We start from the raw sequence: 9,268 nt of genomic DNA, 5'->3' as shown, positions 1-9,268 counted from the left end.
CGTGGGGTGGGGCGGGGGGTTGGGGGGGGGCCGGGGGGGGGGGGGGTAGGGTTTCCTGCGCCGCCCCCGGGGGGCCGGGCCCGCGCTGTCGCGTACCGGGCCCACGGGGCTCGCTCGGTTACCACCTGTCAGGGGCAGGGCCCTCGGCGCGGCGTCAGTGGCCGCCGCCCTGCTGCTCGTCGCGGCGGCGCTGCCACCGCTCCTCGATACGGTTCATCATCGAGCGGCGCTGTCGGGTACGACGGCCACCGGCCGCCTCCCCGCCGCTCGCCTGCTGCTGCTCACCCGGCTTGGGCGCCTTGCGCCATCCGGTGACGGCCATCACCGCGCAGCCCAGCATGACGAGGAACCCCACCACGCTGATCCACCACTGCTGAGCGACCATTCCAGCCATGAGGAGCGCGATACCCACCAGGAAGCCGGCGACTGCCTGGTAGACCCGTCGCCGGGTGTACGTACGCAGCCCGCTTCCCTCGAGCGCTGTCGCGAACTTGGGATCTTCGGCGTACAGCGCTCGCTCCATCTGCTCGAGCATTCGCTGCTCGTGCTCCGAGAGCGGCACGGAGTCCTCCTAGTCGTCGGTCGCGGGGGCGACCGGGATGCGGCCCTTTCAGGATAGGCAGGGATTCGCCCCCGTGAAACCCGCCCTCAACGCCTATTCGCCAATCCGGGCCGCCACGCGGTCGGTTTGCTGAGGCGTTGATTCCCCAGCACCTTGCCCGTCATGCCGGATCGTGTCCCCCGATCATACGGGGCAAAGCCGTCGACCGGAGGTTCTGTGGCGTACTCCATGTGCGGCTGCGCCGCTGATCAGCGCGCCACCCGGGGGTGTCAGGCGCGCTTCTCACCCAGGAGGTGCAACTGGGTGGCGATGGCATGGAACGACGGCAGCTCCGCCGCGGCGGCCTCCAGCTTGAGCAGGGCGTCCGCCGCACCGGGCTCGGTGTCGACCAGGACACCGGGGACCAGGTCGGCGAAGACCCGTACGCCGTGCACCGCACCGACGTCCAGACCGGCCGCGCCGGCCAGCTCGGTGAGCTGGTCGGCGGTGAACCGCCGGGGCACCGGGTCGCCGTCGCCCCAGCGGCCGTCCGGGTCTCCGAGAGCGTTCCTGGCCTCGGTGAAGTGTCCGGCCAGCGCACGGGCGAGCACGGCGCCGCCGACGCCCGCGGCGAGCAGGCTGAGCGCGCCGCCGTCCCGCAGCGCGGCGGCCGCGTTCCGTACGCCCTCGGCCGGGTCGTCGACGTACTCCAGGACGCCGTGGCAGAGCACCACGTCGTAGCCGTCGCGGCCGACCACGTCGAAGAGGCCGTGGATGTCGCCCTGGACGCCGGTGACCCGCTCGGCGACGCCGGCCTCGGCGGCCCGGCGCTCCAGCGCGAAGAGGGCGTTGGGGCTGGGGTCCACGACCGTCACCCGGTGGCCGAGCCGGGCCACCGGGACGGCGAAGTTGCCGGAGCCGCCGCCGGTGTCGAGGACATCGAGGCAGTCCTTCCCGGTGGCCTTGACCCGGCGGTCGAGGGCGTCCTTGAGGACGTCCCAGACGACGGCCGTACGAAGGGAGGCGCGCGACGGGCGCGACGACGCCTCTCGACCGAAGACAGGGGAAGGGTCCGACACGGCTGTTGACTCCTCGGTGACGGTGTACGAACGCCTCCCACCCTATGGCCTCGCGCGCGGTCCCCCGCTCAACCGCCCCTCACCCGGCGGCCTCCCCGGCTTCGCGCCGGCGGGGCAGTACGGGCTGGAGGACGAGGAGGCGCTCGACGAGCCGCAGGAACATCTCGGCGTCCCGGACGAGGTCGTCGGCGTCCCGCGGGGTCGCCGCGCCCGGGATGCCCGCCTCGGCCCGGGCCCGTCGGGCGGCGCCGGAGGCGAACAGGGCGCTCCACTCGGTGAGCTCCGGCGCTATCTCGGGCAGCACCTCCCAGGCGCTGCGGATCCGGGTCCTCTTGCGGGGGTTGGTCTCGGGCCGGCCGCGGACGGCGAGCACGGCGGCGGCGGTGCGCAGGGCGGCGAGGTGGGCGGTGGCGTACCGCTCGTTGGACCGGTCGAGGCTCGCGGCCTCGTCGAGTCCGGCGCGGGCCTGGGCGAGCAGATCGAGGGCGGCGGGCGGCGCGGTCTGGCGGCGCAGCACGGGGTGGACGGCTGCGGAGGAGCTGTTCATGACGTGCCTCCTGTCGTCGTGTGACGGCTCGGTGTCCGTATGTGTCCATCCTGAAGGCCACCACTGACAATCGCGCTGACCTGCGGTTTTGCCGAGATCGCCGATCCAGGGGTAAGTTTTTGCACTGACTGGTCAGTTCAAAAGTGGGGAATGTGGGGGGTGGACCGGTGGATGCGAAGCCGGAGGAGCCGCACGGCGCCGCCGTCGTCGCGGACGGATTCGGGCTGAAGGGGCCGCGCGGCTGGGTCTTCCGCGAGGTGGCCTTCCGGGCCGAACCCGGTGCGCTCGTCGCGATCGAGGGCCCGTCGGGATCGGGCCGCACCTGCCTGCTGCTCGCGCTGACCGGCCGGATGAAGCCCCAGGAGGGGCACGCCGAGGTCGCCGGGCTCCCGCTGCCCCGCCGGATGGCCGCCGTGCGCCGGATCAGCGCGCTCGGCCCGGTGCCCGGGGTCAGCGACCTCGACCCGGCCCTCACCGTCGCCGAGCACCTGCGCGAGCGCGCCCTGCTGCAGCGCCGCTACGACGGCGCCGTCCGGGCCCTGCTCCGGCCGCCGGCCGAGCGCGCGGCCGCCACGAAGGCGCGGATCGAGGCGGCCCTGGAGGCCTCCGGGCTCGACCTGGACACGCTGCCGAAGGCCGAGCGGACCTCCGTACGCGACCTGGAGCGTCTTGAGGCCCTGCGCCTGTCCGTGGCCCTGGCCCTGATCGGCCGCCCCCGGCTGCTCGCCCTCGACGACACCGATCTCAAGCTCTCGGCCGCCGACCGCGCCGAGGCATGGAAGCTCCTGCGCTCGATCGCCGACGCGGGCACGACCGTGCTCGCCGTGTGCAGCGAGGCCCCCGCGGACGCCCTGACGATCACCACGGCACCGCGAGCGGCGGACGCCACGGCGACCGAGGAAGCCCCGGAGCCCACCGGCACGGAAGACGCCGAAGACACCGCAGACGACGTAGCCGCCGAAGAGGCGCAAGACGCGGCAGACGCGGCAGACACGGCAGACGCCGAAGACACCGACGAAGACATGACCGAGGAGGGGGAAGCCGATGCGCTCGCCGAGGCTCGCCGCGCTTGAGCTGAAGCGGTTCGGCAGGGGGAAGCTGCCGCGCGCCGCGCTCGTCGCGATCCTGCTGCTGCCGCTGCTGTACGGCGCGCTGTACCTCTGGTCCTTCTGGGACCCGTACAGCAGGCTCGACCGGATACCCGTCGCGCTCGTCAACGAGGACAAGGGCGCCACCGCCGACGGCAAGAAGATCACCGCGGGCGCCGACATCACCGAGTCCCTGCTGGACAGCAAGGTCTTCGAGTGGCACCAGGTGAGTGACGCCGAGGCGCGCGAGGGCGTGGAGGACGGGACGTACTACCTCTCGCTGACCATGCCCGGCGACTTCAGCTCCCGGATCGCCTCCAGTTCGGGCGACTCGCCCGAGACCGGCGCGCTGCAGGTGCGTACGAACGACGCCAACAACTACATCGTCGGGCAGATCTCGCGGACCGTCTTCTCCGAGGTCCGCACCGCCGCCTCGACGAAGTCCTCGCGCTCCTTCCTCGACAAGATCTTCATCTCCTTCTCGGACATCCACGAGGCCACCGCGGAGGCGGCCAAGGGCGCGGGTGACGTCAAGGACGGCGTGGACAAGGCCAAGAAGGGCTCCAAGGACCTGGCCGACGGGCTGAAGGACGCCAAGACCGGCAGTGGAAACCTGGCGGGCGGCCTGAAGAAGCTCGACGAGGGCGCGGGCCGCCTCGAGACCGGCTCCCGGCAGGTGGCCGCCGGTACGAAGGAGCTCGCCGACAAGGTCAACGGAACGGCCGCCAAGGTCCGCCCGTACCTGAAGGACAACGGCAAGGCGATCGGCGACACCGCCCGGCTGGTCGGCGACGCGGCCACGGCGGTCCGCAACGACCTGGCCGACGTGGTCCGGCGCGCCCCGCTCGCCCGGAGCGCCGCGCACCTGGCCGACGACAAGCTGGAGGCGCTCCACAAGAAGAGTTGCGTGGACGCGCTGCTGCCCGACGCCAAGGCCTGCGAGGTCCTCAAGGAGGCCAAGGTCTCGGCGAACGACGTGGCGAAGATCGCCGACGACCTCCACGAGCTGACCAAGGACAGCGACGGCGACCTGAAGAAGCTGGACGCGCGGCTCGCCGATGTCCAGAAGCACTCCGCCGAGGTGGTCAAGGCCGCCCCGAACCTCGACGACGACCTCGAGGGCGCCGTCAAGAAGATCAACAAGCTGAACGAGGGCGCCCAGAAGGTCGCCAAGGGCGCCGACGAGCTCCACACGGGCCTGACCAGCGCCAAGGGCGGCTCGGCGAGCCTCGACACCGGCGTCGGCAAGCTCAAGAAGGGCGCCGGCGACCTCGACGGCGGCCTGTTCAAGCTGGCCGACGGCTCGGGCGAGCTGGCCACCGGCCTGAAGGACGGGGTCACCAAGATCCCCGACTACGACAAGGACGAGCGCGACCGGCGTACGGAGGTCATGGCGGACCCCGTCGAGCTGGCCTCCCAGTCGCTCCACAAGGCGCCCAACTACGGCACCGGTTTCGCCCCGTACTTCATCCCGCTCTCCCTCTGGGTCGGCGCGATGGTGGCGTACATGCTCATCCAGCCGCTCAACCGGCGCGCGCTCGCCGCAGGCGCCTCCGCCTGGCGGATCGCGCTGGCCGGCTGGCTGCCCGTCGCGGCCATCGGGCTGCTGCAGGTCGCCGCGCTGATGTCGGTCCTGCACTGGGGGCTCGGTCTGCAGATGGCGAGGGCCGCCGGGACGGTCGGCTTCCTCGCCCTGGTCACCTGCTGCTTCGCCGCGATCATCCAGTGGCTCAACGCCCGCTTCGGCGCGGCGGGCCGGATCCTGGTACTCGCCGTGCTGATGCTCCAGCTGACCTCGGCCGGCGGCACGTACCCGGTGCAGACGAGCCCCGGCTTCTTCAACGCCATCCACCCCTTCCTGCCGATGAGCTACGTGGTCGAGTCCCTGCGCCGGCTGATCTCGGGCGGCGGGATCGGACCGGTGTGGCAGGCGTGCGCGGTGCTCGCCGCGTTCACGCTCGGGGCGCTCGCCCTGACGGCCGTCTCGGCCCGGCGCAAGCAGGTCTGGACGCTCGACCGGCTGCACCCCGATCTGAGCCTGTGAGACACCCGGAACCTGTGAGAATCGAGCCCATGGACAGCAGCAGCACCAGACGCCAGGCCACGCGCGCGAAGCTCTACGAGGCCGCCGTCACCCTCATCGCCGAGCAGGGCTTCTCGGCGACGACGGTGGACGAGATCGCGGAGCGCGCGGGGGTCGCCAAGGGCACGGTCTACTACAACTTCAAGAGCAAGACCGAGCTCTTCGAGGAGCTGCTGCGGCACGGCGTCGGCCTGCTCACCGCCTCCCTGCGGGAGGCGGCCGAGGAGACGGAGCGACAGGGCGGGAACCGGGTCGACGCGCTCGACGCGATGATCCGGGCGGGTCTCGTCTTCATCGACCGCTACCCGGCCTTCACCCAGCTGTACGTGGCCGAGCTCTGGCGCACCAACCGCGCCTGGAACTCGACGCTCCTGGTGGTCCGCCAGCAGGCGGTCGCGGTGGTGGAGGGCGTCCTGCGGCAGGGCGTCGAGGAGGGCGAGCTGAGCGAGGAGATCGACATCCCGCTCACGGCGGCGGCCCTGGTCGGGATGGTCCTGGTGGCCGCACTCGACTGGCAGGCCTTCCAGCGGGAGCGCTCGCTGGACGACGTCCACAGCGCCCTGTCCCGGCTGCTGCACGGGCGCGTGAGCGGGCGTTAGGCACCGGAGGCGCGACACCGCGCGCACCGCACACGACGAACGGCGAGGCTCGATCCCCCCGAGCCTCGCCGTTCGCGTTCCCTGCACCCCCGTGCACCCCCGTGCACCCCCGTGCACCCCCGTGCACCCCCGTACCCCCGTGCACCCCCGTGCCGGCAGGCGCGCGGCCCCGTTCCGCCACCCCGTGTCGGCGGTCCCGGAGCCGCGCCCCTTCCGTGGACACCACTCTCTCCTCCGCGCAGGTCGGAGCCCATCCGCATCCCTACTCATCTCGACACCTAGGTACGGATACTCAGAGCTGGTTACGATCGCGGACGTGTCCGTACTCCCCCTGGTCTTCACCAGCGGCTGGGCGAGCGGGATCAACGCGTACGCGGTGGTCCTGCTGCTCGGCGTCTTCGGCGCGACCGGTCTCACCGACGAGGTGCCCGAGTCGCTGCAGCGCACCGACGTCCTGATCGCCGCCGGGGTGCTGTTCCTCTGCGAGGCGGTGGCGGACAAGATCCCGTACGTCGACTCCGTCTGGGACTCCGTCCACACGGTGATCCGCCCGGTCGCCGGAGCCGTGGTCGGAGCCCTGCTGGCCGGGCAGTCCGGTTCGCTCTCCGACCTGGCGGCGGGCGCCGTCGGCGGTTCGACCGCCCTGATGAGCCACTTCGTCAAGGCCGGGACCCGGATGGCGATCAACACCTCGCCCGAACCGTTCTCCAACATCGCCATGAGCACCGCGGAGGACCTGGGCGTCGCCGGGATCATCACGTTCGCCATATTCAACCCCGAGGCGGCGGCGATCATCGCGGCCGTCCTGCTCCTGCTCGGGCTGGTCATACTGTTCTTCCTCGCCCACAGCATCCGCCGCTTCCTGCGGCGCAGGGCACAGCGCCGGGAGGAACGCCGGCTGGCCGCCGAGACCCGGAGCCCGGTCCCGCCCGACTGACCGGCCGAGGCCTCCCGAGGCCGTCCACGCCGACCGGCCGGGGCGCGAACGGGGCTGTCGGTGGCGGCCGATAGGGTCCCTGACATGGCACGGATTGTGGTGATCGGCGCCGGGATGGGCGCCATGGCGGCGGCCGCCCGGCTGGCCGTGGCGGGCCACCGGGTGACGGTGTATGAGCGCGGCGGGACGTACGGCGGTGCCGTGCGCCGCTTCGAGCGGGACGGGTTCGGCTTCGACACGGGACCCGGCCTGCTGCACCTGCCGGCGGTCTACCGCGATCTGTTCGTCAAGACCGGCAAGGAGCCCCTGGAGGAGCTCGTCGAGCTGGCCCAGGTCGACCCGGCGAGCCGTCATGTCTTCGCCGACGGCACCCGCGTGGACCTGCCGAACGCCTCGCGGGCGGGCACGGTCTCCGCGCTCGACGCGGCGCTCGGCGCGGGCGCCGGCGAGCGGTGGGGCGACTTCCTGGTCCGGGCCCGTGAGGCCTGGGACCGCACCCGCCGCCCCCTCCTGGAGGAGCCGCAGGCCGCCGACACCGCCCCGCTCGCCCGGGAGCCGTACCCGGCGCTCAAGGCGGGCCTGCTGCGGCGGCCCACGACCACGCTCGCGCAGGTCGGCGCGCGGGAGCTGCGCGACCCCCGGCTCGTCGCCCTCCTCGACTCGTACGCGTGGGCGTACGGCTTCGATCCGGGCAGCGCCCCCGCCTCGGCCGCCGTCCTGCCGTACATGGAGCAGACCTTCGGGTCCTGGTACGTGAGCGGGGGCATCCGGGCCCTGGCGGACGCGGTGTACCAGCGGTGCCTGAAGCGGCGGGTGGAGTTCGTCTTCGACTCCGCCGTCACGGGCATCGTGGAGAAGGACGGCCGGGCGGCGGGGGTCGAGCTGGCGGGAGGCGAGAGCGTGGCGGCCGACCACGTGGTCGCCGGGGCGCCGCTGCCCGCGCTCTACGGCGAGCAGGTCGTCACCTGGGAGCGCCAGGACGACTGGCCGTCGTACCAGACCGACACGACGGGCCGGCTGACGGTCTGTCTGGCCCTGCGCGGGGCGCGCGAGCCGGGAGCCGCGCACCGCACGGTGGTCCACGCGGCCGGGGACCGGCCGACGGTGACCGTGTTGCGGCCCGACGACCCGGCGCTGCGCCCCGACGCCGACCACGAGTCGGTGACGCTCTCCGCGACGGTGAAGCTGTACCCCGGGCACGACTGGGCGGCGCTCGCCGGGGAGCTGGTGACGGCGGCGGAGTCCGCCGTGCCGGACCTCCGCGAGCGGCTGCTCTGGCAGGAGGTCCGCACCCCCGGGGACACCCTGCGCGAGACGGGCGCCGCCGAGGTCCCCGGGCCCGCCCTCGCGGGCGGCCGCGGCCGGTACCTCCCGGCGGCCAACCGCTCCTCGCTGCCGGGCCTGTACTTCGCGGGCGGCTGGTCGCACCCGGGCGGCGGGCTCGCCCACGCGGGCATGTCGGGCGCGCTGGTCGCCGGCCTGATCGTGGAGGGCGACGACTTCCGCGGCTCTCAGTAGGAGCGCCGTGGCGCGTCAGTACCGGTACTGCTGCTGGTCGTTGTCGTAGCCGTAGTACTCCTGGCCCTGCTGCGGCGGCTGGGCGGGCTGCTCGCCGTCCCGCTGCTGCGGCACCCACACCCCGCCGGGCGGCGTGTCGTAGGTGTAGGAAGGCGCGTACGGGTCCGCGTAGGACTGCTGGCCGCCGGTGCCGTAGTCGTACGCGGCGTACTGCTGGCCGTCCGTGCCGGGGCCGATGTACGGGTCGGAGTAGGCGGCGTACTGCTGCTGGCCGTCGCCGTAGTCGTAGGAGGGCTGCTGGCCGTACCCCGGGTGCTGCTCGTAGCCGCCGTAGCCGCCGTCGTATCCCCCGTAGGAGTGCTGCGGGGTCTCGGAGTGGGCCTGCGCGTGGTCGTACGCGGGGGTGTAGACGCCGTACTGGCCGGTGTCCTCGGGCATCGGCTGGGGCTCGTAGACGGCGGTCGTCCCGGCCTGCGACTCGCCGGGCGTCCCGTCGTCGTGCGACGCGGCGTACGCGGGGTCGACCGGCTCGTAGGAGAGGTCGCTGACCTCCAGCGTGGGGCCGCCCGCCTCGGCGGGCGGGCCGGACTTGCGGCGGCGGCTCGCGCCGGGGCTGCCGCCGATCGCCCAGCCGGTGGAGAAGCCGCGCCGGAAGGAGAGCGTCACATAGGTCTGGCCGACGGCGAAGGCCACCGCGCCCACGATGATCACCGCGACGGACGGCATCAGCACACCGAGGACGACCCCGAGGAAGCCGCAGAAGGCGAGCACGCGCCAGCGCAGCCTCGCCTTGTACTGCAGGAGGACCTCACCCAGCAGCCACAACGCGACGACACCGAACGCGATGTAGAGGACCGTCCACCCCATGCCCGCCCC

9 protein-coding genes are annotated in these 9,268 nt (G+C 73.0%); 5 read left to right on the top strand and 4 right to left on the bottom strand.

Going from position 1 to position 9,268, the window contains the following annotated elements; translation table 11 throughout:
* Positions 1–154: 154 nt before the first annotated feature.
* From AB0E14_RS20700 to AB0E14_RS20690, 3 genes are all read right to left on the bottom strand, one after another.
* On the bottom strand, positions 155–562 hold the full coding sequence (locus AB0E14_RS20700) for a DUF3040 domain-containing protein (protein ID WP_362419756.1): 408 nt from the start codon (positions 560–562) through the stop codon (positions 155–157).
* A 269-nt stretch (positions 563–831) separates the two neighbouring features.
* Positions 832–1,620, bottom strand: a complete 789-nt coding sequence (locus tag AB0E14_RS20695) for a methyltransferase (protein ID WP_362419753.1) — start codon at positions 1,618–1,620, stop codon at positions 832–834.
* Between the two features lie 79 nt (positions 1,621–1,699).
* Positions 1,700–2,167 carry an SAV_6107 family HEPN domain-containing protein gene (locus AB0E14_RS20690; protein WP_362419750.1) on the bottom strand — a complete coding sequence of 156 codons (468 nt, stop codon included), beginning with the start codon at positions 2,165–2,167 and terminating at the stop codon, positions 1,700–1,702.
* A gap of 167 nt (positions 2,168–2,334) precedes the next feature.
* On the opposite strand from AB0E14_RS20690, the gene AB0E14_RS20685 reads away from it, so the two are divergent.
* The 5 genes from AB0E14_RS20685 to AB0E14_RS20665 all read left to right on the top strand — a co-directional run bounded on the left by AB0E14_RS20685 (position 2,335) and on the right by AB0E14_RS20665 (position 8,392).
* On the top strand, positions 2,335–3,240 hold the full coding sequence (locus AB0E14_RS20685) for an ATP-binding cassette domain-containing protein (RefSeq protein ID WP_362419747.1): 906 nt from the start codon (positions 2,335–2,337) through the stop codon (positions 3,238–3,240).
* Positions 3,212–5,299, top strand: coding sequence for a YhgE/Pip domain-containing protein (locus AB0E14_RS20680; RefSeq protein ID WP_362419744.1), 2,088 nt, complete (start codon positions 3,212–3,214; stop codon positions 5,297–5,299). Before AB0E14_RS20685 ends, AB0E14_RS20680 begins: the two co-directional genes overlap by 29 nt.
* Positions 5,300–5,328: 29 nt before the next feature.
* On the top strand, positions 5,329–5,937 hold the full coding sequence (locus AB0E14_RS20675; RefSeq protein ID WP_362419741.1) for a helix-turn-helix domain-containing protein: 609 nt from the start codon (positions 5,329–5,331) through the stop codon (positions 5,935–5,937).
* A gap of 316 nt (positions 5,938–6,253) precedes the next feature.
* Positions 6,254–6,874: a DUF4126 domain-containing protein gene (locus tag AB0E14_RS20670; RefSeq protein WP_362419738.1), complete on the top strand. Its 621-nt coding sequence runs from the start codon at positions 6,254–6,256 to the stop codon at positions 6,872–6,874.
* Between the two features lie 84 nt (positions 6,875–6,958).
* Positions 6,959–8,392 carry an NAD(P)/FAD-dependent oxidoreductase gene (locus AB0E14_RS20665; protein ID WP_362419735.1) on the top strand — a complete coding sequence of 478 codons (1,434 nt, stop codon included), beginning with the start codon at positions 6,959–6,961 and terminating at the stop codon, positions 8,390–8,392.
* 15 nt (positions 8,393–8,407) lie between these two features.
* Here AB0E14_RS20665 and AB0E14_RS20660 read toward each other — a convergent pair whose 3' ends face one another.
* Positions 8,408–9,259 carry a hypothetical protein gene (locus tag AB0E14_RS20660; protein WP_362419732.1) on the bottom strand — a complete coding sequence of 284 codons (852 nt, stop codon included), beginning with the start codon at positions 9,257–9,259 and terminating at the stop codon, positions 8,408–8,410.
* Positions 9,260–9,268 lie beyond the last annotated feature (9 nt).

Source organism: Streptomyces sp. NPDC047981 (genome assembly GCF_040653315.1).
In the GTDB taxonomy this organism is placed as follows: domain Bacteria; phylum Actinomycetota; class Actinomycetes; order Streptomycetales; family Streptomycetaceae; genus Streptomyces.
This window is presented reverse-complemented; position numbering and strand designations above follow the sequence as displayed.